The sequence below is a fragment of the Nevskia soli DSM 19509 genome, assembly GCF_000711955.1.
In the GTDB taxonomy this organism is placed as follows: Bacteria; Pseudomonadota; Gammaproteobacteria; order Nevskiales; family Nevskiaceae; genus Nevskia; species Nevskia soli.
Genome location: NZ_JONR01000023.1, coordinates 31,637 through 56,554, shown reverse-complemented (window position 1 = coordinate 56,554; position 24,918 = coordinate 31,637). Strand labels below are relative to the sequence as shown.

The window sequence follows — 24,918 nt, the reverse complement described above, 5'->3', positions numbered from 1 at the left end:
GGCTGGCGCTAGTATGCGCCGAACCGGGGTTCTTGTGCGGACCGACCACCGGCGCGACTCGCCGAACGGAACCGCGAACCCATTTGGCGGCGGTGAGCCAACGACTCTAGGCCGATGGCCATTCTCCGAGCCGACCTATCGCTAGATCGATAAGCCGATCATCAAATAGTCTCGTCTTTCGCTCGGCTGCCAGCCCCCCTCCCGCCCAATGCCGCAGACCGTTCTTGAGTGCGTCTCTAGTGGGTTCGCAGTGTTCCTTATAAACTAGCCAGTCCACTGTCGCTAAAAGTTCCAGGCCAAGTGGCGATTCAAAGCCATCGATCAATTTTGCCGTGACCTCCAAAGCATCACGGTAAACCTTTGCATCGCTGCTACTTAAATACGCGGCTACAAAGTCCGTGCTGGAATCGTCAAACCAGATGATATCCAGGGGACCCGCGTCGGCCAATCGCTTTTCGCAGTGGAGGTGACTCCCGTCCATAGCGTTCAGTAAATGCTGCAAGCGATGGGCGTATGGGCCGTATTTGTTGGCTTCAAAACGAAGGTCCAGGGGATCAGCAAGCCCCAGCTTCTCGATATTGCGTTCCAAAAACCAAGCCAATTTTTGAATCTCAAGAAGAGTGCATTCAATACCAAGCACCCAATATCGCCGAATCAGTTCTGCCACTAACGCCCTAGCTGGAGTAAGTTTCTGTACGCCTGAGCGCTTCGCGACGTTCTGGTACTTGTCGGTCGGTTCGAACACGAGGACATCAACACCCGCCAAGTCGCTTAACGCAGCCTCAATAGTCGGTCGAACGTCTTTCCAGTCCAAGCCACCATTGCCGCAACCCAAAGGGGGAACTGCGATCGAGCGAATGTGATTTTCTGTAATCACTCTATGCAAGTCTGCCAGCCCCTCAACGATCCATTCCAACTTAGTCGGCTGCCGCCAGTGCTTCTTGGTCGGAAAATTAATTATCCAATGAGGGCCACCAAGAAGCTCGAGGCGTTCTACTACGAACATGTGGCCAACTTTGATCTCTTTCTTCTTGCAGGCCGCCTCATACTGCTTGAAGTTGTCGGGAAACGCTTCCTTGAACATCAAAGCGATACCTTTTCCCATTACACCCACGGTATTTACCGTGTTGACCACGGCGTCTACATCGGCCTCCAATAAATTTCCCTTCGTATATAGAATCATCAGAAGTACCAACTGGGGGAGGTAACTACACGCAAGTTCAATGCTCTTTGATCACACAAAACGCGGACTCTTGTTGCTACGATGTCGGTGTGACAACCCACTCCTATCAAGGCTTCGACTGGTAGCCGTCCGTAAACCAACGCCTCCGCTTGGTAACGTTCCACTTTGCCAGGATCCTCAACATCTCGCTTGAAATCTCGCCGCTGAAGGATTGGCCAGTCGATGCGGATAAGATCAGCCATGTCAGACGAAAATTGCGCACTCGTCAGATATGCGTGTCGATCGGAAAACAAGAAAGGAAGTCCCAACTCGGCTAGGCGGCGAAGGGAGGATACTAAGATCACGATCTCGTCATTCGTACGTTGCCGAATCCCCGCCCAGCCAGTTTTAATGTTGTACAGCATTGGTGAATACGGGGTGAAGTAAAAAGGGACGTAATCGCTGAGAGTTCCACCGGGGGGCACTGACACAACCCGATGGTGGCGTTTGTCGATCAATTCGGGATTGCCAATGTTCACGTAATTCGGATCGAATATCCCAGAGTTCCGACAATGTAGGCCGTGATCCAGAATCCAAGGCAGGTTATCGCGATGCACAATCCGGAAAATTAGTGCCTTGTCCAGATTGAGGTTAATCGACATTCTTCCCATCGTACTACCCACCCCAAGCCTACTCAAGCCGCGAGCATGGGGGAAATCGTTAAAGAACAACCACCGACACTTAAATTCCGCGGTTAATCACTTGCCAATACAGAAACTGGAGAAAATGCGGCCCAGCAGGTCCTCGCTGCTGAAGCGCCCGGTGATTTCGTCCAGGGCCTGCTGTGCCAAGCGCAGCTCTTCGGCGATCAGTTCCGGCGAGGTGTTGCGCGCGCCGTGAGCGCGGGCAAGACGCAGCGAAGCCTGGGCGCGATGCAGGGCATCGAGGTGGCGCGCCCTTGCGGTGAACAGGCCTTCGGCATCGGCGGCTGAAAATCCGGCAGCCCGCTTGATCTCGGCGGCGAGTTGATCGATGCCCTGGCCGCCGGCGGCGGAGAGGCGTAGACGGATGCGGCCCTGGGCGTCCTTGTCGCGCGATGGGGCGCCGCCGCTGAGGTCGCACTTGTTGAACAACAGCAGGGTTTCGATCTCCGGCGGCAGCCGCGCCAACAGCGCGGCGTCCGTTTCGGTGAGACCGTTGCGGTCGTCGGCGAGGAACAGGATCAGCTCGGCTTTTTCCAGCGCGGCCCAGGCGCGGCGCACGCCTTCCTGTTCGACCGGGTCGCTGGTCTCGCGCAGGCCTGCGGTGTCGATGATGGTCAGCGGCAGGCCGTCGACCACGATGTGCTCGCGCAGCAGGTCGCGGGTGGTGCCGGCATGCGGCGAGACGATGGCGGCCTCGGCCCCGGCGAGGCGGTTGAGCAGGGTGGACTTGCCGACGTTGGGCTGTCCGGCGATGGCCACGGTCATGCCTTCGCGCAGGCGGCGCCCCTGCGCCGCTTCGCGGATCAGGTCGGCGGTGATTTCGACCAGGCCGGCGGTGCGGTCGTGCAGGGTCTGCGGCGTGATCCAGGGCACGTCCTCGTCGGCGAAATCCAGCGCGGCCTCGAGGTCGGCGCGCACCGCGATCAGCTCGTCGAGCAGGCCCTGCACGCGGTTGGAGAATTCCCCCTGGAGCGAATGCAGCGCGGCGCGCACGGCGCTGCGGCTGGAGGCGTCGATGAGGTCGGCCACGGCCTCGGCCTGCGCCAGGTCGAGGCAGCCGTTGAGGAAAGCGCGCTCGGAGAATTCACCGGGCCGCGCCGGCCGCGCGCCGGCCGCGCAGGCGGCTCGCAACAGCAGGCTCAACACCACCGGACCGCCGTGGCCCTGCAACTCGAGCACATCCTCTCCGGTGTAGGAGTTCGGCGCGGGGAAATAGAGCAGCAGGCCCTGATCGATGCGCGCGCCGGCGGCGTCGCGGAAGCTGCGCAGCGCGGCGGTGCGCGGTGGCGGCAGCTTGCCGGCCAGCGACTCGCAGATCCGCGGCACCAGCGGACCGGATACGCGCACCATGCCCACCGCGCCGCGGCCCGGCGGCGTGGCGATGGCGGCGATGGTGTCGGTGACCGCAGTTCTCATGAGCAGCAGTGTACGCGCATGGGGTGGCGCCAAAAACAATGATCCCCGCCGGAGCGGGGATCGTTGTTGCAGGGCTTGCGGGAGGCGTGGCCTATTTCTTCACCAGCTCGCCTTTCTTCAGGTCCGCGGCCTCGAGGCGGCGCGCGATGACCCACTGCTGCAGGATGTTGGTCAGGTTGCTGACCAGCCAGTACAGCACCAGGCCGACCGGGAAGAACAGGAACAGGCCGGTGAGGAAGATCGGCATGATGTTCATCATCTTCGCCTGGGTCGGGTCCATCGTCGCCGACTGGCCGGACAGGCGCTGCTGCACCCACATGCTGATGCCGTACAGCACCGGCAGGATGTAGTACTGGTCGGGACCGGACAGGTCCTGCATCCACAGGATGAACGGCGCCTGGCGCAATTCCACGCTCTGCGCCAGCACCCAGTACAGGGCGAAGAACACCGGCATCTGCACCAGCAGCGGCCAGCAGCCGGCCAGCGGGTTGAAGCCTTCCTTCTTGTACAGCTCCATCATCGCCTTGTTCAGGCGCTCACGATCGTCGCCGAACCGCTCGCGCAGTTCCTTGATGCGCGGGCTGAACTTCTTCATCTTGGCGGTGGAGCGGTACTGCGCCTCGGACAGCTTGAAGAACAGGGCCTTCACCGTCAGGGTCAGCAGGATGATCGACCAGCCCCAGTTGCCGGTGAGCTTGTGGTACTGCGACAGCACCCAGAACAGCGGCTTGGCCACCGACTTCAGGATGCCGTAGTCCTCGGTCAGCTCGAAGCCGGGCGCCACGCCTTCCATCTTGCCCTGGGCAATCGGACCGATGTAGAGACGGCTGTCGTAGCTGTGTTCGGTACCGTCGGCCACCGGCGCAAGCACTCCGGTGTACTGCGCCTGGTATGGCTGCTGGCTGCTCGGATTCTTTTTGCCGCTGAATTCCGCCGCCTGATCGGGCGGCGGGATGACGGCGACGACGAAGTATTTCTGCAGCATGGCGATCCAGCCGCCGGTCTGCTTGACGTCGTACTCCGCCTTGTCCAGGTCCTTGAAGGCTTTCTTCTTGTAGGCGTAGTCGCTGCTGCCCGGCTTGTCCTGCTGGTAGACGCCGATGCCGAGGAAGCCGCCGGCGGTGTGCATGAAGCCGGGGCCCGCTTCGGCCGGCGGCGGCGTGCGCTGGTAGCGCAGGAAGGAAGCAGCCTGCAACTCCTTGCCGCTGTGGTTGACCAGGGTCTGGGTGACGCCGATCTCGTAGCTGTCGCGCTTGAAATGGAACACCTTGCGCACGCTGTAGCCGGAGGCGTCGGTGTATTCCAGCGGCACGTCGAGCGTGGCCGCGCCGTCGGCCAGCTTGTAGGCGGCTTGCGGGGACGTGAAGCTGGACTGGTTGCTGGACAGCGGCTGCTCACTGCCGGCGATGCCGCTGAGCAGGGTGAACAGCTCGCCGTTGCGGTCGTCGAGCAGTGCCAGCTTCTGGTCGGGGTGCTTCTTGTCGGTGCTGTAGTCGCTCAGCTCGACGCGGCGGATCTCGCCGCCGGCCAGGGCGATGTCGACCATCAGCAGGTCGGTCTGCACCTGCACATGCTGCTGGGTGAGCGTACCCGCCGCGGGTGCGACATCGGTGGCGCCCGCCGCCGCGGTGCTGGCCTTGCCGGCGGCATCGGCTGCGACACCACTGGCATTGCCCGACTGCTGCGTCTGCGCCGGCTTGGCGTAGTCGGTTTCCCAGGCCTGGTAGAGCAGGAACAGGAACAGGCCGAGAAACGCGACCAGTACCATGCGGCGATTTTCCATGGAGAGCTTCTACCTGGGCTTACAGATGGTGGAGCAGTGGGTGGGCTGGTGTTCCGGAACCGGGTCGTGGCCGCCCGGATTGAGCGGATGGCAGCGCACGATACGGCGCAAGGCTAACCACAGGCCCTTGACGGGGCCGTGACGCTCGATGGCCTCGACGGCATATTGGGAACACGTGGGATAGAAACGGCAGCGCGGCCCGAGCAGGGGGCTTATGAAGCGCTGGTAGGCGCGGATGAATCCGACGAGTAGGACGTGTAGCCACCGCATCGATCGATCACCTTGAGCCAGATTTCCGCCAGGGTTGCGCGCAGCTGCTCGTTGTTCATGCCATGCAGGCCGGGCGTGCCGTAGAACACCAGGTCCACGGCGGGCAGGCGTTGCTGATTGTGCCGGAAGTTTTCACGGATCTGCCGCTTGATGCGGTTGCGATCCACCGCCCGGGGCGCGGCCTTGCGTGCGATGGCCAGACCGAGACGCGCGTGGTCCGTGCCGTTATTCGGCCTGCATACCGCGGCTAGCGGCGTCCGCGTGATCCTGAAGCCCTTGGCGAAAGCCTGTTTGAATTCGGCAGGCTGGCGGATGCGGACGCGGCGTTGCAGCTGTGCGCGTGCGTGCATCGACCCAGGTCCGACTTCGGGCTCAAGCTTGAACTCAAGCAGCTTACGGGATGAGACGGGCGCGGCCCTTGGCGCGGCGACGCGCCAGCACCTGGCGACCACCGACAGTGGCCATACGGGCACGGAAACCGTGGGTGCGCTTGCGCCGCAGGGTGTGCGGCTGGAACGTACGTTTCATGACTGCTTGCTCGAGCGGGACAAAAGAGAGCTATTTTATAGGTCTAACGCCCCATCAAGCAACATCCCAAGCAACAGCAGCCGCAAATCCGTCGGCCGGGCGCCGGTTTCGGACGCCTTCCGGAGAATATTCGGTGCGGATACAAGGGCGTCCGTGATTGTACTCGACAGGGTGGCTTCAGCCTGTGGATAAGTCAGGGACCAGCGGCTAGACTCTTCGTCCAAAAACGAATGCAGACGGATGGACGGGGCATGCTGAGAGAGGACCTTTGGGACCGGTGCGTCGAGCGCCTCGAAGCGGAACTTCCCGGCAAGGAAATCGGCACCTGGATCAGGCCCTTGCGCGCCGTGGTCTCGGCCGACCAGGTGACGCTGCTGGCGCCCAACCGCGTGGTGATGGAGCGCGTGCGCACCGACTTCCTGCAGAAGATCCAGCGCGCGGTGTCGAGCCTCGCCAGCTATGACCTCATCGTCAACATCGCGGTCGGCAGCGGCGCCGAGACGCGTCCCGCCGCATCCGGCACCGGCAGCGGCGCGGCGCCGGCGGAAGGCGAGGACTATTCCCCGTTCGCCAAGGGCCGGCTCGATCCGCGCTACACCTTGCAGACCTTCATCGAAGGCAAATCCAACTCGCAGGCGCGCGCTGCCGGCCTTCATGTCGCGAGCAGCCCGGGCAACGTCTACAACCCGCTGCTGATCTACGGTCAGTCCGGTCTGGGCAAGACGCACCTGATGCACGGCATCGGCAATGCCATCTCGGCCGGCCGCGAAAATGCGCGCATCGTCTATGTCGGCGCCGAGCAGTGGTTCAACCAGATGGTGTCGGCGATCCGTTTCGGCCGCCAGGCCGAGTTCAAGAATTTCTATCGCTCGGTCGACGCGCTGCTGATCGACGACATCCACTTTCTCGCAGGCAAAGAGCATTCGCAGGAAGAGTTCTTCCATACCTTCAACGCCCTGATCGACGGCCGCAAGCAGATCGTGCTGACCTGCGACCGCTATCCGCGCGAGCTCGACGCGCTCGACGAACGCCTCAAGTCGCGCTTCACCTGGGGCCTGTCGGTGCCGATCGAGCCGCCCGAACTGGAAACGCGCGTGGCGATCCTGCTGGCCAAGGCCGAGACGCTCGGCATCCGCATGCCGGACGACGTCGCCGCATTGGTGGCGCAGCGCATCCGCTCCAACGTGCGCGAACTCGAAGGCGCGCTGCATCGCCTCAACGCGTCGGCGCGCCTCACCGCAACCCCGATCACCACCGAGTTCGCGCGCAGCTGCCTCAAGGACATGTTCGCGTCCTACGACCGCGCGGTGACGCTGGAGAACATCAAGCGCACCGTCGCCGGCTACTACAACATCCGCCTGACCGATCTGAGCTCGGTGCGCCGCACCCGCACACTGGCGCGCCCGCGCCAGGTGGCGATGTCGCTGGCCAAGGAACTGACGCAGCACTCCTATCCGGAAATCGGCGCCGCCTTCGGCAAGGATCACACGACCGTATTGCACGCCTGCCGCAAGGTGGTGGAGCTGAAACGCGACGACGAACGCCTGCGCGAGGACTATGAAAACCTGCTGCGCATGCTGACCAATTGAGCACCCTGCAAAGCTGGGTACGGAGCCTGGAATTGCCTGTGTATAATCCAGCGGATAAGCCTGAATATCTATTTGTGCACAGCTTGCTAGAGGGTAACGAGGCCTTGCACAGGTGCTGGATTCGGCCGGAAAAAGAATACAAGTTATTGAATATGCTGGAATTTACAGATTTATCCAGCGAAAAGTGACGACACTATTAATACAGCTGTCTTTTATATTCAAACCCATATTTATCTTTAGTCCACCTGCCCAACCATCCGATCCGGCTCCATGAATATCCAAATCCCGAGAGGCGAGCTGCTTTCCGCACTTCAGTCGGTGATCGGCGTGGTGGAGCGAAGACAGTCGCTGCCGATCCTCAGCAACATCCTGATGGTGGCCCAGGAGGACGAGCTGGTGCTGACCGCCACCGACCTGGAGCTCCAGGTCGAGCGACGCGTGCAGGTGCAGAACCTGAGCCCCGGCAAGACCACCGCGCCGGCGCGCAAGCTGCACGACATCTGCCGCGGCCTGCCGGAAGGCGCCACCATCGGCGTCGAGCTGAACCAGAACCGCCTGACCATGAAGTCCGGCAAGAGCCGCTTCACCCTGGCCACCCTGGATGCGGCCGAATTCCCCTCGCTCAGCGCGGCGGGCTCCGAAACCAGGCTCACGCTGACCGGCAAGGAATTGAAGGAATTGCTGAGCCGCACCCAGTTCGCCATGGCGCAGCAGGATGTGCGTTATTACCTCAACGGCCTGCTGCTGGAGATCCGCGCCAACCGCGTGCGCACCGTCGCAACCGACGGCCACCGCCTGGCCATGGCCGAGTTGCGCCGCGACACCGGCGTGAAGAAGGACCTGCAGGTGATCCTGCCGCGCAAGACCGTGCTGGAATTGCAGCGCCTGGTCGAAGCGGACGACACCGAGATCCAGCTGAATCTTTCCGCCAACCAGGTGCAGGTGGACCTGGACGGCCTGAAGCTGACCTCCAAGCTGATCGAAGGCCGTTTCCCCGATTACGAGCGCGTCATTCCGGAAGGCTCGGACAAGACCGTGCATGGCGACCGCGGCCGGGTGCGCGCGGCGCTGTCCCGAGCGGCGATCCTGTCCAACGAGAAATTCCGCGGCGTGCGCCTGACCCTGTCGGGCGGCACCCTGCGCATCCAGACGCAGAACCCGGAGCAGGAAGAGGCGGAGGAGGAAGTCGAGGTGCAGTACGAAGGCGCCCCGCTTGAGATCGGCTTCAACGTCGGCTACCTGCTGGACGCGCTCGACGCCATCGAAGGCAACGAGTTCATCATGGAACTGCGCAGCGGCGACGCCAGCGGCCTGGTCTACGACGCGGCCAACAACGCCAACAAGTACGTCGTGATGCCGATGCGGCTTTGAGCCGCGTCCGCATCCTGAGAAGCCAGCTGTTCACGCATCAAGGCTGGAACGAGAGGGGAGAGGGTGTAGCGGCATCCCGGTCCTTACGCCGAGTTTCAGCAAGCGCCTTCACGTTCCGACGTGAGGGCGTTTTTGTTTGCGCACTGATTAAAACGAATCCAGGGCGGCCGGGATCATGTTGATCTCCCAGCTCCAGGCGCGTGATTTCCGCCTGTTCACCAACCTCCAGCTCGACGCTCATCCGCGCTTCAACCTGATCACCGGGGAGAACGGCGCCGGCAAGACCTCGCTGCTGGAAGCCCTGCATGTGCTGGGGCGGGGCGGCAGCTGGCGCGTATTGCCGGCGCAGTTGGCGCGGGATGGCACCCAGGCCTGGCAGGTGGCGGGGCAGGTCGTCGATCCCTCGGGCGTGCCCCCGGAACTGCTCAAGCTGACCTGGCGGGAGCGGGAGATCGCCATCGAGTTCGGCCAGGGTGATCTGGCCTTGTCGGAGCTGGTGCGGCGCCTGCCTTTGCAGATCCTCGATCCGGGCATGCACCGGATGCTGGAAGAGGGGCCGGGAATCCGTCGCCGCTTCCTCGATTGGGGTGTGTTCCACGTGGAACATCGATTCATGCCGACCTGGAAACGGGCGCGCCGCGCCCTGCGCCAGCGCAATGCCATGCTGCGCGAGGGCGGTTCGGTGGCCATGCTGGCGCCCTGGAACCGGGAATTGGCGGAAGCCGCCGAGCAATTGAGCGCCCTGCGCCGGGCCCATGCCCTGGAAGTGGAGGCACGCAGCCAGGCCTTGCTGGCCGACCTGCTGCCGGGCGAACGCTGGCAGCTGCGCTACAGCCAGGGTTGGGACGCGGACCGCGCCTACCTGGAGGTGCTGGAAGCCAGCCTGGAGCGGGACCGGCGGCATGGCCTGACCATGAGCGGGCCGCAGCGCGCCGAACTGGGCTTCTATACCAGCCACATGAGCGACAGCCAGGCGGATGGCGAGGGCGGCCCCGCCAGATCGGTGAAGGGCCGCATCAGCCGCGGCCAGCAGAAATTGCTGGTGGCAGCCTTCATCCTGGCGCAGTGCTGGATCGTGGCGGAGCGGGGCGGCCGGGTGCCGGTGCTGCTGCTCGACGATTTCTCCGCCGAGTTGTCTTCCGAGTTCCAAACGCGTCTACTGAAGGTATTGCTGGCCTATCCCGGTCAGAAGTTCGTGACCGCGCTGGAACTCGCCGGTCCGCTGAAAAACACCCCCGACGCCCGCATGTTCCACGTGGAACATGGCCTCCTGCGACCCCTGGCAAACGGGTAAAATAGCGAGTCAGAACAGAACCAGACGATGAACACTCCCCCGAACGACGACACCACCTACAACGCCAGCAGCATCCGGGTCTTGAAGGGCCTCGAAGCGGTCCGTCAGCGGCCCGGCATGTACATCGGCGATACCGACGACGGTACCGGCTTGCACCACATGGTTTTCGAGGTGGTGGACAACGCCATCGACGAAGCCCTGGCGGGCTATTGCACCGAGGTACAGGTGATCCTGCACGCCGACAACAGCGTCTCGGTGAACGACAACGGCCGCGGCATTCCGGTGGACATCCACGAGGAAGAGGGGCGTTCGGCGGCGGAAGTGATCATGACCATCCTGCACGCCGGCGGTAAGTTCGGCGGCAGCGGCTACAAGGTTTCGGGCGGCCTGCACGGCGTCGGCGTGTCGGTGGTGAATGCGCTGTCGGAGCTGCTGCTGCTCGACATCTACCGCAACGGCCGCCACTACCACCAAGAATACCGCATGGGCGAACCCCAGGCGCCGCTGGCGGAGCAGGGCGAGACCACCAAGCGCGGCACCCTGGTGCGCTTCTACCCGAGCCACAAGGTCTTCACCCAGACCGAATTCCACTACGACATCCTGGCGCGCCGCCTGCGCGAACTGTCCTTCCTCAATTCCGGTGTGCGCATCGTGCTGCGCGAGGAAGCCAGCGCCCGCGAGGACATCTACGAATACCACGGCGGCATCCGCGCCTTCGTCGAGTACCTCAACAAGAACAAGGCACCGCTGCACGAGACCATCGTCTACGTCAACGCGGAGAAGGACGGCATCGTGGTCGAAGCCGCCCTGCAGTGGAACGATTCCTACCAGGAAGGGGTGTTCTGCTTCACCAACAACATCCCGCAGAAGGATGGCGGCACCCATCTCACCGGCTTCCGCAACGCCCTGACCCGCACCATCAACGACTACCTCGAGACCGAAGGCCTGGCCAAGAAGGAAAAGGTCGAGCCGATCGGCGACGACGCCCGCGAGGGCCTCACCGCGGTGCTGTCGGTGAAAGTGCGCGACCCCAAGTTCTCCTCGCAGACCAAGGAGAAGCTGGTGTCCTCCGAGGTCAAGGCCGCGGTGGAATCGGTGCTGGTGGAGAAGCTCAAGGAATTCCTGCTCGAGCGCCCGCGCGAAGCCAAGGTGATCGGCGCCAAGGTGGTGGATGCCGCCCGCGCCCGTGAAGCCGCGCGCAAGGCCAAGGAACTCAACCGGCGCAAGAGCGTACTGGACATCGCCGGCCTGCCCGGCAAGCTGGCCGATTGCCAGGAGAAGGATCCGGCGCAGTCCGAGATCTTCCTGGTCGAGGGCGACTCCGCCGGCGGCTCCGCCAAACAGGGCCGCGACCGCCGCTTCCAGGCGATCCTGCCGCTCAAGGGCAAGATCCTCAACGTCGAGAAGGCGCGGCTGGAGAAGATGCTGTCCTCGCAGGAGGTCGGCAACCTGATCACGGCGCTGGGCTGCGGCATCGGCCGCGACGACATGAAGCCGGAAAACCTGCGCTACCACCGCATCATCATCATGACCGACGCGGACGTGGACGGCGCGCACATCCGCACCCTGTTGCTGACCTTCTTCTACCGCCACATGTACAGCCTGGTCGAGCGCGGCCACGTCTACATCGCGCAGCCGCCGCTGTACAAGCTGAAAGCCGGCAAGCAGGAAACCTACATCAAGGACGACCGCGAGATGGAGGAGTGGCAGCTGCGCGCCGCCCTCGACGACGCGGTGCTGATCCCGGCCACCGGCCAGCCGCCGCTGACCCAGGCCGCGCTGTCGCACCTGGTGCGCGATTACTCGCACCTCAATGGCGTGGTCGATCGCCTGACGCGCCACTACGAAGCCGACCTGCTGCAACAGCTGCGCAAGATGGCGCCGGTGCCGACCGAAGCCGCCGCCCTGGAGACCTGGGTCGCCGCCTTCACCGCCGCGCTCAACGACGGCCATAGCGCCTCGCGCTACAAGGTCAAGGGCGCCATCGGCGAAAGCGGGCCGCTGCTCGGCATCGAGCGGCGCCTGCATGGGCTGGAATACCAGTACAGCTTCGGCGAAGACTTCTTCGCCAGCGTCGACTACCAGCAGATGGTGCGCTTCAACGAGCAGACCAGAACCCTGCTCGGCGCGGGCGCCACCATCGGCCGGGGCGAGCGCACCCAGGCGGTGAGCACGTTCGAGCAGGTCTTCGACTGGCTGCTCAGCGAAACCCGCCGCGGCCTCAACATCCAGCGCTACAAGGGCCTGGGCGAGATGAACCCGAGCCAGCTATGGGAAACCACGCTGGATCCGGCGATCCGCCGCCTGGTGCGGGTGCAGGTGGAAGACGTGGTCGCCGCCGACCAGATCTTCACCACGCTGATGGGCGAGGACGTCGAGCCGCGCCGCGACTTCATCGAGCGCAACTCGCTGCTGGTCAGCAACCTCGATATCTGATCAAGTCCTTGATTTAAAATGACTAAATGATCTTCCGCGCAGCCTTCACGGCTGCGCGGAATGCGGCCCTCTCCCGGCCGTCTGTGCCAAGTCCGTGAAATTGTTCTAAATTCAGCGTATCGCCGATTGGGGCCCATCCATCCGGATGGGCGGATCCGGATTGGCCGTGCATGGTGCAAGGCCCCATCAAAAGGGGGCCTCATGGGGAGGCGCGCGCATGAAAACGCTGGCGGTCTACAACCTCAAGGGCGGCGTCGGCAAGACGGCAGCCTCGGTCAACCTGGCCTACCTGGCCTCGCAATCCGGACTGCGCACCCTGCTGTGGGACCTCGATCCCCAGGGCGCCGCCAGCTGGTACCTGCAGGCCAATACCGAGGAAATCCCGGACAAGTCCATGTGGCGCGCCGGGGCCGACATCGAAGGCCAGATCCAGAGCACCGCCTACGACAAGCTGCATCTGCTGCCGGCGGACCTGCACACGCGCCACCTCGACACCTGGCTGCGCAAGGACGGCGCGCGCGACGCGCTGCTGCAACGGCTCAAGCCGGTGAACCGCCGCTACGACCTGGTGGTGCTCGATTGCCCGCCGAGCCTGTCGCACCTCGCCGACAACGTCTTCACCGCTTCCGACCTCGTGCTGGTGCCGACGGTGCCGACGCACCTGTCGCTGCGCGCGCTGAAGACGGTGATCGACTACTACGAGGCGGAAGGTTATCCGCGCAACACGCTGAAGCCGTTCTACTCGATGGCCGACCGGCGCCGCCTGCTGCACCGCATGCTGATCGAGCAGCCGCCGAAGATGATCAAGGACGTGGCCAAGACAGTGATTCCCTACGCTTCGGCGGTGGAACGCATGGGCGAGCACCGCGCGCCGCTGGAAGTGTTCGAATCCTACGGCTACGCCGCGGAGGCCTACCGGGATTTGTGGAAGGAAGTGAACGCGGCGCTGAAGAAGACCTGAGCACCATCCCTGCGAACGCTTGGCGTTCGCAGGGACGTTTCACCTTTCCCTGCAACGGCTTCCGGGTAGCGCTATGCGCTTCCCGGGCCACCGTCACCGCAATCGCAAACTACGCTTCGAAACTCACTGCGGCTTGGGCCGCACGTCCTCGTGCTGCGTATGCGCCTGCGGCGGGTTCGGACGCTGCGGCACGGTCGGCGGCGTGTTCCCCGGCTCGCGGTGGAACTGCTGCTGCGGGTTCTGTTGCGGCTGTTGCTGGCGGAACTGCTCCTGCCGCAGCTGGTTCTGCTGCCTCAGCTGATCCTGCTGCTGCCGCTGTTGTTCGAAGCGCTGTTGTTCCTGCTGGCGTTGCTGGTCCTGCTGCTGGCGCATCTGATCCTGGCGCTGCTGCTGGTTCTGCCGCAGCTGATCCTGTTGCTGTCTCAATTGATCTTGCTGTTGCCGCTGCTGATTCTGCTGCTGTTGCTGCATCTGGCGCTGCTGCTCCTGCAGACGCTGCTGCTCGTTGTTGCGCTGCTGGTCGGCCTGCTGGCGCAACTGATCCTGCTGCTGCCGCTGCTGTTCGAAGCGCTGTTGTTCCTGCTGGCGTTGCTGGTCCTGTTGCTGGCGCCCCTGATCCTGGAAGCGCTGCTGGTCCAGCGGCCTTTGTCCTGGCGCATTGTTGACCGGAACCTGGACCGGCGTGCGGTTGCCGAACATGCCCGGCCGCTGCACCGCTCCGACCGGCGGCTGGCCGCGGTTCTCCGACACGTACATCGAGTGGTTGCCGCTGGCGGCGTTCTGGTGCTGCAACTGTTCCGGCGTGGGGCGGAAGCGCTGCCGGTTGCCCCGGTCCTGCGGGTCGGGCCGGTCGCGGGTGCCGCCGGGGCCGCCGTTGTAGCTGGTGTTGTTGACCGTGATGTTGTTGATCACCGTGCTGTTGTAGGTGTTGTGAACGCGGTTGACGTTGATGTTGTTGACGGCGCGGTTGTACTGGAACTGGCCGCGATCCCAGCGCCCGCCCTCGTAGCCGTGGCCTTCATAGCCATGGCCGTAGTTCACGCCACCGTAATAGCCGACCTGCGGACCCCAGTAGCCGCCGTGGAAGACGTAGACATTGCCGGCCCAGCCCCAGTAGCCCGGGGTCCAGTACACGTCCGGCTGCGGCGGCTCCACCCAGGTGCCGGGCACCCAGTAATAGCCGCCGTTGTAGCCCCAGTAGCCGGGGGTCCAGATGTAACCGGGCCCCGGGCATTCCGGCTGGTCATAGACCGGCAGCGGCGGCGGCGGCTCGCTGGCGGTGGCGTCGTACGAAGTGTCGTAGGAACCATCCTGCGGCTGCGGGTAGGGTTGGGGCTGCGACGGGTCCTGGGTATAGACCGGTTGCGGCTGCGGGTAGGGATACGGCTGTTGCGGCTGGTCATAGCCGCCATCGGGCACTACGCAGGCCGCGAGCGGCAGGGCCAGGCCGAAGATCGCCGCGCGCAGCAGCGCCTTGTGGCTGCTCAGGATCGCTGAACTGGATCGGATCGGATGGTTTGCGGACATGGCTGACTCCCCCTTTGGCAACGGCTTGCGCTTCCGCGCCATGCGGTGGCATGGCGCTGGTTCACAAAGTACAGGACCGAACCTTAAGCGCAGCTGAGTGAAAACGCGCCGCCGGTCCGGAATCGCCATACCGACCCTAGCGCATTTTGGGTGACCGCAGCGCGATGTCCATCGCACTGCCCCTGCTTTGGGGGGTCAGCCGTCCTGGTCGAGCAGGGGTTCGAGCCGGCGCAGACGCGCTTCCAGCGTGGCGCTGTCCGGCGCGGTGAGGGTGGCGTGGCCGATCTTGCGGAGCGGCTTGGGCTGCTTGCCGTAGAGGTGCACGTGCACGCCCTCCAGCGCGGCCATCGCCTCCAGCGCCGGCGCACTGCCGATGAAATTGACCATCAGCGATTCGCCGCGCAGCGCGGTGCTGCCCAGCGGCAGGCCGGCGATGGCGCGCAGATGGTTCTCGAACTGCGAACACTCCGCGCCCTCGATGCTCCAGTGGCCGGAGTTGTGCACGCGCGGCGCGATCTCGTTGGCGAGCAGGCCGCCGTCGGCGACGAAGAACTCGAAGGCCAGCACGCCGACATAGTCCAGGTGTTGCAGGATGCGCCGCGCGTACTCCTCGCCCAGCGCCTGCAGCGGATCGCCGTTGCGCGGCCGCGCCGTGCGCAGGATGCCGCTGCGGTGCACGTTCTGCACCAGCGGGTAGAACTTCACCTCGCCGTCGCGGCCGCGTACCGCCAGGCACGACACCTCGCGCTCGAAGGGCACGAAGGATTCGAGGATCAGCTGCTGTGCGCCGAGCTGGGCCCAGGCCGCGTCGAAATCGGCGGCGCTGCGCAGCACGTACTGACCCTTGCCGTCGTAGCCCATGCGGCGCGTCTTCAGCACCGCCGGCAGGCCGGTGTGCTGGGCCGCCGCCTCCAGGCCGATGCGCGAGCTGACCGCGGCGAACTTCGGCACCGGGATGCCCTGAGCGACGAACATCTGCTTCTCGCTGAGCCGGTCCTGGCCTGAGGTCAGCGCGCGCGGCGCCGGGAACAGCGGTGTCCGCGCGGCGACGAATTCGGCGGCCTGCTGCGGTACGTTCTCGAACTCGAAGGTGGCGAGATCGATGCCGGCGCAGAATTTCTCTAGCGCCGCCAGGTCGAGGTAGTCCGCGCGCAGGTGCTCGCCCAGCGGCGCGGCACAGGCTTCGGTGGCCGGGTCGAGGAAAGCGAACTCGAAGCCGAGTGGATAGCCGGCCAAAGCCAGCATGCGGCCGAGCTGGCCGGCGCCAAGGATGCCGATCTTCACGATGAGTGGGCTGCTTTCTGGTTACGTCGGAACGCTGGGGTCGGGATGCTCGAGCACCTGCGCCGTCTGCGCGGCGCGGAAGTGGTCGAGGCGTGCGGCCAGCCCGGCGTCGCCGAGGGCCAGGATCGAGCAGGCCAGCAGGGCCGCATTGGTGGCGCCGGCGTTGCCGATGGCCAGGGTCCCCACGGGAATCCCGGCCGGCATCTGCACGATCGACAGCAGCGAGTCCATCCCGCTCAGCGCCTTCGACTGCACCGGCACGCCCAGCACCGGCAGGCGCGTCTTCGACGCGGCCATGCCCGGCAGGTGCGCCGCGCCGCCGGCACCGGCGATGATCACCTGGATGCCGCGCCCGGCGGCGGAGCCGGCGTATTCGAACAGCAGATCGGGAGTGCGGTGCGCGGAAACCACGCGTGTTTCGTACGCTACGCCCAGGCTATCGAGCGTGCGTGCGGCGTGCGCCATCGTCTCCCAATCGGAGCGGGAGCCCATGATGATGCCGACCAAAGGGTGGGCTGACGGCGGGTTCTGCGGCACTTTCTATCCCGTTGAGGGAGGAAAGTGCGGAATTATCCCATCAATCCGTGAACTTCGCACGCGCGGGCTTGTCCGAGGCTCTTACCTCGCCTCAGGGCGCTCCCAGGTCGAACTCCGCCACCAGGCTGGTGGTGAAACGGATTTCGCCTGCGGCGAAGCCCATCTGGTCGTTGCCCTCGGGTGCCGCAGCCGCCTTTGCGTAAAAGGCCATACGGGGCTGCGGACCCGGCTGGGGTGCCTCGGAACTGGCGCTGATGGTGTGCACCGCCCCCAGCTTCACCCCCAGGGTGTCGGCCAGCACGCGGGCCTTGGCCTGGGCGTCCAGTGCCGCCTTGGCCAGCGCCTGGCGCTGCAACTCGTCGGCCTTGGACGATTCCAGCTGTGGATTGGAGACGTTGTTGATGCCGGCGTCGGTGGCGCGCTGCAGGTAGTCGCCGATCTTGTCCAGGTCGCGCACCACCACCTCGATGCTGCGGGTGACGTGGTAGCCCAGGAACTTGCGGCCGCCCTTGGGGTTGGAATAGTCGTACTCGGCGTTGATGCTCAGGCCGGCGGTGGAGACATCCTCGTCTTTCGCGCCCAGGGCCTTGGCCTGCGCCAGATAGGTGCGCACCACGCCGTTGACCTTGGCCTGCGCCGCCTTCAGGTCCGGGCTGGTCTCCTCCACCGCCATGCTCAGCCGCGCGCGGTCCGGCGCGGCGCTGACCTCGCCCTGCCCGCTCACCGTCACGGCGCGGCGCTCCGGCGCCTTTTCAAGCGGGTCGGCCTGAACGGCACCGACACACAGCAGGCACAGTGCCATGGCGGATTTGAGCGATGCATTCATGGGGCGACATCCCGGTCGTTGTGGAGGCCCACATCCTGCATTGAAAGGAGCGTTCCCACAACCGCCCTGCGCCGATTCGCGACAGGCGTTAAAATACCGGACCAGATTGGTCTTTAATCGCGGCTCCCCCGCCCCCAGTTCCCCAAGCATGTCCTACGAAACCGTCACCCTCAGCCGCGATGTAGTCGGCGTGCTCATTCCCGCCGGCACCCGCGTCGAGCTGCCCGAAGGCGCCGAAGCCAGCATCACCCAGGCCCTGGGCGGCAGTTACACCGTGCAGATGCAGGGCCATCTGTTCCGCATCGAGGGCAAGGACGCCGATGCCATCGGCAAGACGCCCGCCGGCGTGCCGGATATCGCCCCCGATGCCAGCGAAGACGAGGTGGAGCAGGCCGTGTGGCAGCAGATGAAGACCTGCTACGACCCGGAAATCCCCATCGACGTGGTCGAACTGGGCCTGATCTACGAATGCCGCCTGGAGCCGGCCGCGGAAAGCGGCTGGCGGGTGCGCATCGTCATGACCCTTACCGCCCCCGGCTGCGGCATGGGCGATGTGCTGGTGGCCGACGTCAAGAGCAAGGTGATGCAGATACCCGGTGTGCGCGAGGCCGAGGTCGAGCTGGTGTTCGATCCGCCCTGGACCCGTGAGATGATGAGCGAAGCGGCGCAACTACAGGCGGGCTTCATGTGAGCAGCAGATCGAGGGGCGAAATCCGGTGAGCAATACGGTCACACGCGGCGTGCGCATCACGGTGGAGCCGCGCTACGTGCCGGACCAGTCCGAGCCGGAAAGCCAGTCCTGGCTGTTCGCCTACCACGTCACCATCCGCAACGAGAGCGAAGTGACGGTGCAGCTGCGCTCGCGCCACTGGATCATCACCAGCGGCGAAGGCAAGACCGAGGAAGTGCGCGGCCCCGGCGTGGTCGGCTACCAGCCCACCCTCAAGCCCGGCGAGCAGTTCCAGTACACCAGCGGCTGTCCGCTGAACACGCCGGTCGGCACCATGCACGGCAGCTTCCAGATGGTGACCGACCAGGGCGAAGCCTTCGACGCCATGATCGATCCCTTCCGCCTGGCCGTACCGCGCGTTCTCAACTGACCCCCATCGGTTTTCCGTGACGACTTTAGTTTCCACCTGCGGCGCATAACGCGGTAGCCTAGCTCCATAACCCTCAAGCCACGGAGCCGGGAATGCAGCTTGGGCGATCACTGGGCGCTGTTCTGATGTGCTTCCTTGCAAGAGGCGGCTTGTGCATCGTCGCGTTTGCCGCCGCCGGGACGGCGCAGGCGCAGACTCCCAGCCCGCTCGGCGAATGGCAGTACTCCGCCGGCATCGCCCTGAAAAAGCGCTTCGACCCCGATCCCCCGCATTGGGAGAAGATCATCGGCTTCGGCGGCGAGTTCCTGCCGCGTTTCGAAGGCTCGGACAACTACTACTTCGAGCCCGGCCCCACCATCGACATCCGCTACCGCGACCTCGCCTTCTTCTCCACCGGCGAAGGCCTGGGCGTGAACCTGCTGCGCGGCCGCGACTACCGCGCCGGCCTGGCGCTGACCTACGACCTCGGTCGCAACGAAGGCACCTACTATCGCCTGCGCGGCCGCACCAACCTGTCGCCCTCGGCTGCGCCCAAGCTGTTCGCCGAATACGTCATCTTCCCGGTGATCGTGCGCGGCGACATCCGCCACAACCTCGGCGGCGTCGGCGGCTGGATCGGCGACGCCAGCGTCTACATGCCGGTGGCCGGCAACAAGAAATTCTTCGTCTTCGCCGGCGCCTCGGTGACCATCGCCGACACCAACTACATGAACCACGCTTTCGGCGTGACCGAGCAGGTCTCGGAGAACACCCACCTGCCGGTGTACACACCCGGCGGCGGCCTCAAGTCCGTCGGCGTCGGCACCAACATGACCTACATCTTCGCCGACCACTGGTTCCTCGACGGCGTGTTCGCCGCCACCACCCTGCTCGGGCAGGCCGGCAACAGCCCGACCGTCGACGAGAAGTGGCAGTACGCCGCGAGCCTCAGCCTGGCCTACGATTTTCGTTGAGACGAGCCGGTCGGTTTAAACCATCAACACCGTCATACCGGCTTTCGCCGGCATGACGCGGTACTCGTAGGGCGGGCCGTGCCCGCCGGCTGTTTCCATCCGAGTGCGGCGCAGCGGCGGGCATGGCCCGCCCTACAAAATACTCACCCCCGCAGTGCCGCCCGCGCCCTTCTCATCCGCCAGGCCGTCGTGTACTCATCCCACAGGTAGCGCACGAACGCGCCGAACACGCCGCGTTCCAGCACCGGCTTCAAGCCATCGCCCATGCGCGCGATCTGCTGGTAGTACCAGCCCTGCTGTCCGAGCAGGTTGACCAGCTTGAACAGGAACACTTTGGTGGTCGGCGCGAACACGCCGTTGCCGAGCCTGAGGCGGTGCTCGTAATCGGGCAGCTTCGCATCGCTGCCGGCCAGCAGCCGTTTCGGCACGTCCGCATCGGTGCACAGCGGCCGCGCCAGGCCGATCACGTCCACCGAGCCTTCCGCCAGGGCCTGCTCCATGCCGGCGCGGGTGCGGAAGCCGCCGGTCACCATCAGCGGCATCTTCGCCACCTTGCGGATCGCCATGGCGTATTCGAGGAAATAAGCCTCGCGCCGCTGCGTGCTGCTGCTCGTCACCGAGGCCTGCGTCGCATCCACCGCGGTGGATGCTTCGCCGGTGTAGCCGAGCAGGCGCGGCTGCTCGTAGGTGCCCCCGGAGACCTCCAGCAGGTCCAGGCCGCTGCCGTTGAGCCACTGCACCACCTGCAGGCATTCCTCGTTGCTGAAGCCGCCCTTCTGGAAATCCGCCGAGTTGAGCTTCAGCCCTACCGGGTAGTCCGGGCCCACCGCTGCGCGCGTCGCCTTCACCACCTCCAGCAGGAAACGCGCGCGGTTCTCCAGGCTGCCGCCCCAGGCATCGCTGCGGCGATTGGTCACCGGCGAGAGGAAGGAACTGATCAGGTAGCCGTGGGCGCCGTGCACCTGCACGCCGGTGAAGCCCGCTTCGCGGGCGGTGCGCGCCACGTTGGCATAGCGCTGGATGAAGTCGAGGATCTCCTCCTCGCGCAACGCGCGCGGCCGGCGATAGTTCGCCATCAGGTTCAGCTGCACCTCGGACGGCGCCAGCGGCTGGCCCGTCACGTACCAGGGCGATTGCCGGCCGGCGTGGTTGATCTGCATCCACAGGTGATTGCCGTTGCTGGTCCCCGCCCTGGCCCAGTTGCGCAGGCGCGTCATCGCCTCCGCATCCGGCGTCGCCGGATCGATCGCCACATTGCCCGGCCGCTCCAGCACGCGGCGGTCGATCATCACGTTGCCGCTGATCAGCAGCCCGGCGCCGCCCTCGGCCCAGCGGCGGTAGAGCCGCACATGGCGCTCCGTGGCGCGCAACTGCGCATCGGCGATACCCTCGGTCATCGCCGCCTTGCAGATGCGGTTGGGGAGCGTGGCGCCGCAGGGCAGGTTCAGGGGCTGAGCGAGGAGATTGTTATTGGACATGGTTGTTTTCCTGGAGGCTACACGCTAACCGGACACCGCTATGACGGAAAAGGGCCCAAACGTCATCCGGGTTCTTGTCGCCCGTTCCCGCTCCACCGCTGCGCGCTCCGAGTCACGGGCGTGGGGTGAGGGGCCGCTTTTTCCGTTGCGCCGCGCCACCCTCCGTTCGTCCCGAGTGAATCGCGCAGCGATTTGTATCGAGGGAGGAGCCAAGCGCGGACCCATCCCTCTTCGTCATCCCCGCGCAGGCGGGGATCCAGTTCTGCTGAATTCGACGCGTGGACGAACAACGTTGTACGCGCACCGCTCGCCGCATGCGTGCCAACAAAAACCCTTGGCACGCATGGCACGCATGATGAAAAACACCATGCTTTGCATCAACAGCCGCGGACCCGGACCCCTAATTCTTCAACCGGTACCCGGTTCTGAAAATCCACGTCACCAGCCCCAGGCACAGCCCGAAGAACCCCAGAGTCATCGACAGGCTGATGCCCACGCCGACGTCGGCGGTACCGAAGAAGGCCCAGCGGAAGCCGCTGATCAGGTACACCACCGGGTTGAACAGGGTCACGGTGCGCCAGGCGGGGGGCAGCATGTCGATGGAGTAGAAGGCGCCGCCGAGGAAGGTCAGGGGCGTGACGATCAGCATCGGGATGAATTGCAGGTGTTCGAAGCCCTTGGCCCAGATGCCGATGATGAAGCCGAACAGGCTGAAGGTGGCGGCGGTGAGGATCAGGAAGGCCAGCATCCAGAACGGATGCAGGATGTGCAGCGGCACGAACAGCGAGGCGGTGGCCAGGATGATCAGGCCGAGCAGGATCGACTTGCTCGCCGCGGCGCCGACGTAGGCCAGCACGATTTCCAGCGAGGACACCGGCGCCGACAGCAGCTCGTAGATGGTGCCGGTGAACTTCGGGAAGTAGATGCCGAACGAGGCGTTGGACAGGCTCTCCGTGAACAGCGACAGCATGATCAGGCCGGGCACGATGAAGGCGGCGTAGGGCACGCCGCCGACCTGGGTCATGCGCGAGCCGATGGCCGAGCCGAACACCACGAAGTACAGCGAGGTGGTCATCACCGGCGTGACCAGGCTTTGCAGCAGGGTGCGGCGGAAGCGCGCCATCTCGAAGTGATAGATGGCCCAGACGCCGCGACGGTTGAAGTCGAGCCAGCTCATGCCGTCGCTCCCTTGCGCGTGGTGACCAGGCTGACGAAGATGTCCTCCAGCGAGCTCTGCCGGGTGTTGAGATCCTTGAAGGCGATCCCCAGCTCGCCCATGCGCCGCAGCAGGGCCGGGATCTCGGTATGGTCCTCGCCGGTATCGAAGCTGTATTCCAGTTCGTTGCCGTTGGCCTTCAGCGCCAGCTGCCATTGGCCCAGCGCGGCGGGGATCGCGTCCATCGGTTCCTGCAGCTGCAGCGTGAGTTGTTTCTTGCCCAGCTTCTTCATCAGCGTCGCCTTGTCCTCCACCAGGATCAGCTCGCCCTTGCTGATCACGCCGATGCGGTCGGCCATCTCCTCGGCTTCCTCGATGTAGTGCGTGGTCAGGATGATGGTCACGCCCTTCTCGCGCAGGCCGCGCACCAGCGCCCACATGTCGCGGCGCAGCTCCACGTCGACGCCGGCGGTGGGCTCGTCGAGGAACAGGATCTCCGGCTCGTGCGCCAGCGCCTTGGCGATCATCACGCGCCGCTTCATGCCGCCGGACAGGGTCATGATGCGGTCCTTGCGCTTCTCCCACAGCGACAGGTCGCGCAGCACCCGTTCGATGTGCGCCGGATCCGGCGCGCGCCCGAACAGGCCGCGGCTGAAGTTCACCGTGGCCCACACCGTTTCGAAAGTGTCGGTGGCCAGTTCCTGCGGCACCAGCCCGATCTTGGTCCGCGCCGCGCGGTAGTCGCGCACGATGTCGTGGCCGTCGGCGATGACCACGCCCTCGCTGGCGGTGACGATGCCGCAGACGATGCTGATCAGCGTGGTCTTGCCCGCGCCGTTGGGCCCGAGCAGGGCGAAGATCTCGCCCTTGCGGATTTCCAGGTTCACGCCCTTCAGCGCTTGCAGGCCCGAGGCGTAGCTCTTGGACAGGTTCTGGATCGACAACACCGGCATCATCATGCGGTCTCGCTCAATGTGTACCCGCAAGCGTAACGCATTGCAGCCACCATCTGGCGCCCGGCCGCGCGTGTAAAGCGGCCCGCCGCCACTGCCCCAAACGGACGAAGCCCCGCCCCTGCCGAATGCACATGCTGCTGCGACGAGCAAAAACATCCGGAGGAGCCCCATGTTGAGCCTGCAGCAGATTTCCGATCGCCTGGAAATCCAGCAACTGTTCACCGACTACGCCACCGCCATCGACACCAAGAACTTCGACCTGCTCGACGCGATCTTCACGCCCGACGCCTACATCGATTACCGCGCCATGGGCGGCATCGACGGCCGCTATCCGGAAATCAAGGCCTGGCTGTCGGAGGTGCTGCCGAAATTTCCCAACTACTTCCACATGGTGAGCAACGCCGCGCTGAAGATCGAGGGCGACCTGGCCAGCTCCACCATCATCTGCTTCAACCCGATGCAGATAAACCTGGGCGAAGGCAAGAGCCAGGTGATGTTCCTCGGCCTCTGGTACCACGACAAATTCACCCGCACCGCGCAGGGCTGGCGCATGAACGAGCGGGTCGAACAGAAGTGCTTCGACTACAACGTGCCGGGCGGTGTCGGTACCGGCTGAAGCCGGATCAACGCTAAGCCCCGGCCTTCTCCGCCTCCACCTGCGGATTCCGCGCCGGCATGGCGAAGCGGCACAGCAGGATGCCGGCCATCACGATCACCCCGCCCAGTACCTGCTGCGGCCCGAAGCCTTCGCTCAGGATCAGCCAGGCGAAGATGGTGGCCGCGATGGGCTGCACCAGCAGGGTCACCGAGGAGAACGAGGCCGGCAGGTGGGCCAGGGCCCAGGCGATCAGGCCCTGGCCGCCGACGTGGGAGATCACCGCCAGCGCCGCCAGGATCGCCCAGGAATGCGCATCGCGCGGCCAGAACGGCTCGCCGGTGGCGATGGTGATGACCAGCAGCACCACGGCTGCACCGGCCGAGCTACGCAGCATCACGTCCAGGGCGGAGAAATTCTGCCGGCCGCGGCTGACCAATAGCTGATACGCCGCATAGAACATCGCGGTGACGATGGCGCAAAGGTCGCCCAGCACGGTCTCCGGGCCGATGCGCAGGCTGCCGGCGAGCAGCACCACCGCGCCCGTCAGCGCCAGCACCAGGCCCAACCAGAAGCGCGGCGCATGGCGCTGGCCGAAGCCGAAGTGCAGCACCAGGGTCAGGAACACCGGCGCCAGGTTGGTGAGCAGGGTGGAATTGGCGATCGAGGTGAGGTGGATCGACTGGTGCCACACCGCCAGGTCACCGGCGAAGGCCAGCCCCGCCAGCCACAGGATCAGGGTGCTGCCGCCGCGGCGCGCCTGCTCGCCGCGCGTCGCCACGCTGGTGGTGGCCCGTTGCAGCAGGTACAGCACCGGCAGCGCCAGGAACACGCGCCAGAACGCCGCCGCGGTCGGGCCGACACCAGCCAGGCGCACGAAGATCGGTGCCAGGCCGATCAGCACCGCGCCGAGCACCAGGCCGGGCAGGGCGTAACGAACGCTGGCGGAAGCAGTGGCGGACATGGAATGCGGATGCTGGCGGCGCGCGTTC

The 24,918-nt window shown here is 65.0% G+C and carries 24 protein-coding genes; 9 read left to right on the top strand and 15 right to left on the bottom strand.

Annotated elements, in window-relative coordinates:
- Positions 1 to 106 precede the first annotated feature (106 nt).
- From darG to rpmH, 7 genes are all read right to left on the bottom strand, one after another.
- On the bottom strand, positions 107 to 1,183 hold the full coding sequence (darG, locus tag BP26_RS0113145) for a type II toxin-antitoxin system antitoxin DNA ADP-ribosyl glycohydrolase DarG (RefSeq protein WP_029921045.1): 1,077 nt from the start codon (positions 1,181 to 1,183) through the stop codon (positions 107 to 109).
- A complete protein-coding gene (gene darT, locus BP26_RS28590) occupies positions 1,183 to 1,824 on the bottom strand; it encodes a type II toxin-antitoxin system toxin DNA ADP-ribosyl transferase DarT (RefSeq protein WP_084183057.1) in 642 nt (213 codons plus the stop codon). The genes darG and darT overlap by 1 nt, the downstream gene beginning before the upstream one ends.
- A gap of 96 nt (positions 1,825 to 1,920) precedes the next feature.
- A complete protein-coding gene (gene mnmE / locus BP26_RS0113140) occupies positions 1,921 to 3,282 on the bottom strand; it encodes a tRNA uridine-5-carboxymethylaminomethyl(34) synthesis GTPase MnmE (RefSeq protein ID WP_029921044.1) in 1,362 nt (453 codons plus the stop codon).
- A gap of 91 nt (positions 3,283 to 3,373) precedes the next feature.
- A complete protein-coding gene (yidC, locus tag BP26_RS0113135; RefSeq protein WP_029921043.1) occupies positions 3,374 to 5,065 on the bottom strand; it encodes a membrane protein insertase YidC in 1,692 nt (563 codons plus the stop codon).
- Between the two features lie 9 nt (positions 5,066 to 5,074).
- A complete protein-coding gene (yidD, locus tag BP26_RS28585) occupies positions 5,075 to 5,335 on the bottom strand; it encodes a membrane protein insertion efficiency factor YidD (RefSeq protein WP_084183056.1) in 261 nt (86 codons plus the stop codon).
- Entirely contained in the window at positions 5,278 to 5,685 is a 408-nt protein-coding gene (gene rnpA / locus BP26_RS0113130; RefSeq protein WP_051748935.1) for a ribonuclease P protein component, read from the bottom strand. The genes yidD and rnpA overlap by 58 nt, the downstream gene beginning before the upstream one ends.
- Positions 5,686 to 5,728: 43 nt before the next feature.
- Entirely contained in the window at positions 5,729 to 5,863 is a 135-nt protein-coding gene (gene rpmH, locus BP26_RS0113125; RefSeq protein ID WP_029921041.1) for a 50S ribosomal protein L34, read from the bottom strand.
- A gap of 254 nt (positions 5,864 to 6,117) precedes the next feature.
- On the opposite strand from rpmH, the gene dnaA reads away from it, so the two are divergent.
- From dnaA to BP26_RS0113100, 5 genes are all read left to right on the top strand, one after another.
- Positions 6,118 to 7,452: a chromosomal replication initiator protein DnaA gene (gene dnaA, locus BP26_RS0113120; RefSeq protein WP_211254915.1), complete on the top strand. Its 1,335-nt coding sequence runs from the start codon at positions 6,118 to 6,120 to the stop codon at positions 7,450 to 7,452.
- Between the two features lie 270 nt (positions 7,453 to 7,722).
- A complete protein-coding gene (gene dnaN, locus BP26_RS0113115; RefSeq protein ID WP_029921039.1) occupies positions 7,723 to 8,823 on the top strand; it encodes a DNA polymerase III subunit beta in 1,101 nt (366 codons plus the stop codon).
- Positions 8,824 to 8,998: 175 nt separating this feature from the next.
- The gene (gene recF / locus BP26_RS0113110; protein WP_051748934.1) at positions 8,999 to 10,117 is read left to right on the top strand and encodes a DNA replication/repair protein RecF; all 1,119 of its coding nucleotides are present in this window, start codon (positions 8,999 to 9,001) and stop codon (positions 10,115 to 10,117) included.
- Positions 10,118 to 10,144: 27 nt separating this feature from the next.
- Positions 10,145 to 12,553: a DNA topoisomerase (ATP-hydrolyzing) subunit B gene (gyrB, locus tag BP26_RS0113105; protein ID WP_029921037.1), complete on the top strand. Its 2,409-nt coding sequence runs from the start codon at positions 10,145 to 10,147 to the stop codon at positions 12,551 to 12,553.
- Between the two features lie 217 nt (positions 12,554 to 12,770).
- Positions 12,771 to 13,514, top strand: coding sequence for a ParA family protein (locus BP26_RS0113100; RefSeq protein WP_029921036.1), 744 nt, complete (start codon positions 12,771 to 12,773; stop codon positions 13,512 to 13,514).
- Positions 13,515 to 13,637: 123 nt separating this feature from the next.
- Here the strand turns inward: BP26_RS0113100 and BP26_RS29515 are convergent, their stop codons facing one another.
- The 4 genes from BP26_RS29515 to BP26_RS0113075 form a co-directional block, all read right to left on the bottom strand.
- Positions 13,638 to 15,041, bottom strand: coding sequence for a YXWGXW repeat-containing protein (locus BP26_RS29515; RefSeq protein ID WP_051748933.1), 1,404 nt, complete (start codon positions 15,039 to 15,041; stop codon positions 13,638 to 13,640).
- A gap of 195 nt (positions 15,042 to 15,236) precedes the next feature.
- Positions 15,237 to 16,325 (bottom strand): 5-(carboxyamino)imidazole ribonucleotide synthase, encoded by a 1,089-nt coding sequence (locus tag BP26_RS0113085; RefSeq protein ID WP_029921035.1) that lies wholly within the window; start codon positions 16,323 to 16,325, stop codon positions 15,237 to 15,239.
- 21 nt (positions 16,326 to 16,346) lie between these two features.
- Positions 16,347 to 16,817, bottom strand: a complete 471-nt coding sequence (purE, locus tag BP26_RS0113080) for a 5-(carboxyamino)imidazole ribonucleotide mutase (protein ID WP_036516849.1) — start codon at positions 16,815 to 16,817, stop codon at positions 16,347 to 16,349.
- Positions 16,818 to 16,953: 136 nt separating this feature from the next.
- Positions 16,954 to 17,688: an SIMPL domain-containing protein gene (locus tag BP26_RS0113075; protein WP_029921033.1), complete on the bottom strand. Its 735-nt coding sequence runs from the start codon at positions 17,686 to 17,688 to the stop codon at positions 16,954 to 16,956.
- A 148-nt stretch (positions 17,689 to 17,836) separates the two neighbouring features.
- On the opposite strand from BP26_RS0113075, the gene sufT reads away from it, so the two are divergent.
- The 3 genes from sufT to BP26_RS0113060 all read left to right on the top strand — a co-directional run bounded on the left by sufT (position 17,837) and on the right by BP26_RS0113060 (position 19,741).
- Positions 17,837 to 18,379 (top strand): putative Fe-S cluster assembly protein SufT, encoded by a 543-nt coding sequence (gene sufT, locus BP26_RS0113070; protein ID WP_029921032.1) that lies wholly within the window; start codon positions 17,837 to 17,839, stop codon positions 18,377 to 18,379.
- A gap of 25 nt (positions 18,380 to 18,404) precedes the next feature.
- Entirely contained in the window at positions 18,405 to 18,788 is a 384-nt protein-coding gene (gene apaG / locus BP26_RS0113065) for a Co2+/Mg2+ efflux facilitator ApaG/CorD (protein ID WP_029921031.1), read from the top strand.
- Between the two features lie 149 nt (positions 18,789 to 18,937).
- Positions 18,938 to 19,741: a MipA/OmpV family protein gene (locus BP26_RS0113060; RefSeq protein WP_051748932.1), complete on the top strand. Its 804-nt coding sequence runs from the start codon at positions 18,938 to 18,940 to the stop codon at positions 19,739 to 19,741.
- A gap of 143 nt (positions 19,742 to 19,884) precedes the next feature.
- Here BP26_RS0113060 and BP26_RS0113055 read toward each other — a convergent pair whose 3' ends face one another.
- From BP26_RS0113055 to BP26_RS0113045, 3 genes are all read right to left on the bottom strand, one after another.
- Positions 19,885 to 21,219 (bottom strand): NADH:flavin oxidoreductase/NADH oxidase family protein, encoded by a 1,335-nt coding sequence (locus BP26_RS0113055; protein WP_029921029.1) that lies wholly within the window; start codon positions 21,217 to 21,219, stop codon positions 19,885 to 19,887.
- Between the two features lie 400 nt (positions 21,220 to 21,619).
- On the bottom strand, positions 21,620 to 22,396 hold the full coding sequence (locus tag BP26_RS0113050; protein ID WP_029921028.1) for an ABC transporter permease: 777 nt from the start codon (positions 22,394 to 22,396) through the stop codon (positions 21,620 to 21,622).
- Positions 22,393 to 23,331 carry an ABC transporter ATP-binding protein gene (locus tag BP26_RS0113045; protein ID WP_029921027.1) on the bottom strand — a complete coding sequence of 313 codons (939 nt, stop codon included), beginning with the start codon at positions 23,329 to 23,331 and terminating at the stop codon, positions 22,393 to 22,395. Before BP26_RS0113045 ends, BP26_RS0113050 begins: the two co-directional genes overlap by 4 nt.
- A 169-nt stretch (positions 23,332 to 23,500) precedes the next feature.
- Between BP26_RS0113045 and BP26_RS0113040 the strand changes: the two genes are divergently transcribed.
- Positions 23,501 to 23,947 (top strand): nuclear transport factor 2 family protein, encoded by a 447-nt coding sequence (locus BP26_RS0113040; protein ID WP_029921026.1) that lies wholly within the window; start codon positions 23,501 to 23,503, stop codon positions 23,945 to 23,947.
- Between the two features lie 13 nt (positions 23,948 to 23,960).
- On the opposite strand, the gene BP26_RS0113035 is transcribed toward BP26_RS0113040, so the two are convergent.
- Positions 23,961 to 24,890, bottom strand: coding sequence for a DMT family transporter (locus BP26_RS0113035; RefSeq protein ID WP_029921025.1), 930 nt, complete (start codon positions 24,888 to 24,890; stop codon positions 23,961 to 23,963).
- Positions 24,891 to 24,918: the final 28 nt, after the last annotated feature.

Excerpts from the sequence above, each read along its gene's own strand:
- darG (WP_029921045.1), bottom strand. The coding sequence starts at position 1,183 with ATGATTCTATATACGAAGGGAAATTTATTGGAGGCCGATGTAGACGCC.
- darT (WP_084183057.1), bottom strand. The coding sequence starts at position 1,824 with ATGTCGATTAACCTCAATCTGGACAAGGCACTAATTTTCCGGATTGTG.
- mnmE (WP_029921044.1), bottom strand. The coding sequence starts at position 3,282 with ATGAGAACTGCGGTCACCGACACCATCGCCGCCATCGCCACGCCGCCG.
- yidC (WP_029921043.1), bottom strand. The coding sequence starts at position 5,065 with ATGGAAAATCGCCGCATGGTACTGGTCGCGTTTCTCGGCCTGTTCCTG.
- yidD (WP_084183056.1), bottom strand. The coding sequence starts at position 5,335 with ATGCGGTGGCTACACGTCCTACTCGTCGGATTCATCCGCGCCTACCAG.
- rnpA (WP_051748935.1), bottom strand. The coding sequence starts at position 5,685 with ATGCACGCACGCGCACAGCTGCAACGCCGCGTCCGCATCCGCCAGCCT.
- rpmH (WP_029921041.1), bottom strand. The coding sequence starts at position 5,863 with ATGAAACGTACGTTCCAGCCGCACACCCTGCGGCGCAAGCGCACCCAC.
- dnaN (WP_029921039.1), top strand. The coding sequence starts at position 7,723 with ATGAATATCCAAATCCCGAGAGGCGAGCTGCTTTCCGCACTTCAGTCG.
- recF (WP_051748934.1), top strand. The coding sequence starts at position 8,999 with ATGTTGATCTCCCAGCTCCAGGCGCGTGATTTCCGCCTGTTCACCAAC.
- gyrB (WP_029921037.1), top strand. The coding sequence starts at position 10,145 with ATGAACACTCCCCCGAACGACGACACCACCTACAACGCCAGCAGCATC.
- BP26_RS0113100 (WP_029921036.1), top strand. The coding sequence starts at position 12,771 with ATGAAAACGCTGGCGGTCTACAACCTCAAGGGCGGCGTCGGCAAGACG.
- BP26_RS29515 (WP_051748933.1), bottom strand. The coding sequence starts at position 15,041 with ATGTCCGCAAACCATCCGATCCGATCCAGTTCAGCGATCCTGAGCAGC.
- purE (WP_036516849.1), bottom strand. The coding sequence starts at position 16,817 with ATGGGCTCCCGCTCCGATTGGGAGACGATGGCGCACGCCGCACGCACG.
- BP26_RS0113075 (WP_029921033.1), bottom strand. The coding sequence starts at position 17,688 with ATGAATGCATCGCTCAAATCCGCCATGGCACTGTGCCTGCTGTGTGTC.
- sufT (WP_029921032.1), top strand. The coding sequence starts at position 17,837 with ATGTCCTACGAAACCGTCACCCTCAGCCGCGATGTAGTCGGCGTGCTC.
- BP26_RS0113055 (WP_029921029.1), bottom strand. The coding sequence starts at position 21,219 with ATGTCCAATAACAATCTCCTCGCTCAGCCCCTGAACCTGCCCTGCGGC.
- BP26_RS0113050 (WP_029921028.1), bottom strand. The coding sequence starts at position 22,396 with ATGAGCTGGCTCGACTTCAACCGTCGCGGCGTCTGGGCCATCTATCAC.
- BP26_RS0113045 (WP_029921027.1), bottom strand. The coding sequence starts at position 23,331 with ATGATGCCGGTGTTGTCGATCCAGAACCTGTCCAAGAGCTACGCCTCG.
- BP26_RS0113040 (WP_029921026.1), top strand. The coding sequence starts at position 23,501 with ATGTTGAGCCTGCAGCAGATTTCCGATCGCCTGGAAATCCAGCAACTG.
- BP26_RS0113035 (WP_029921025.1), bottom strand. The coding sequence starts at position 24,890 with ATGTCCGCCACTGCTTCCGCCAGCGTTCGTTACGCCCTGCCCGGCCTG.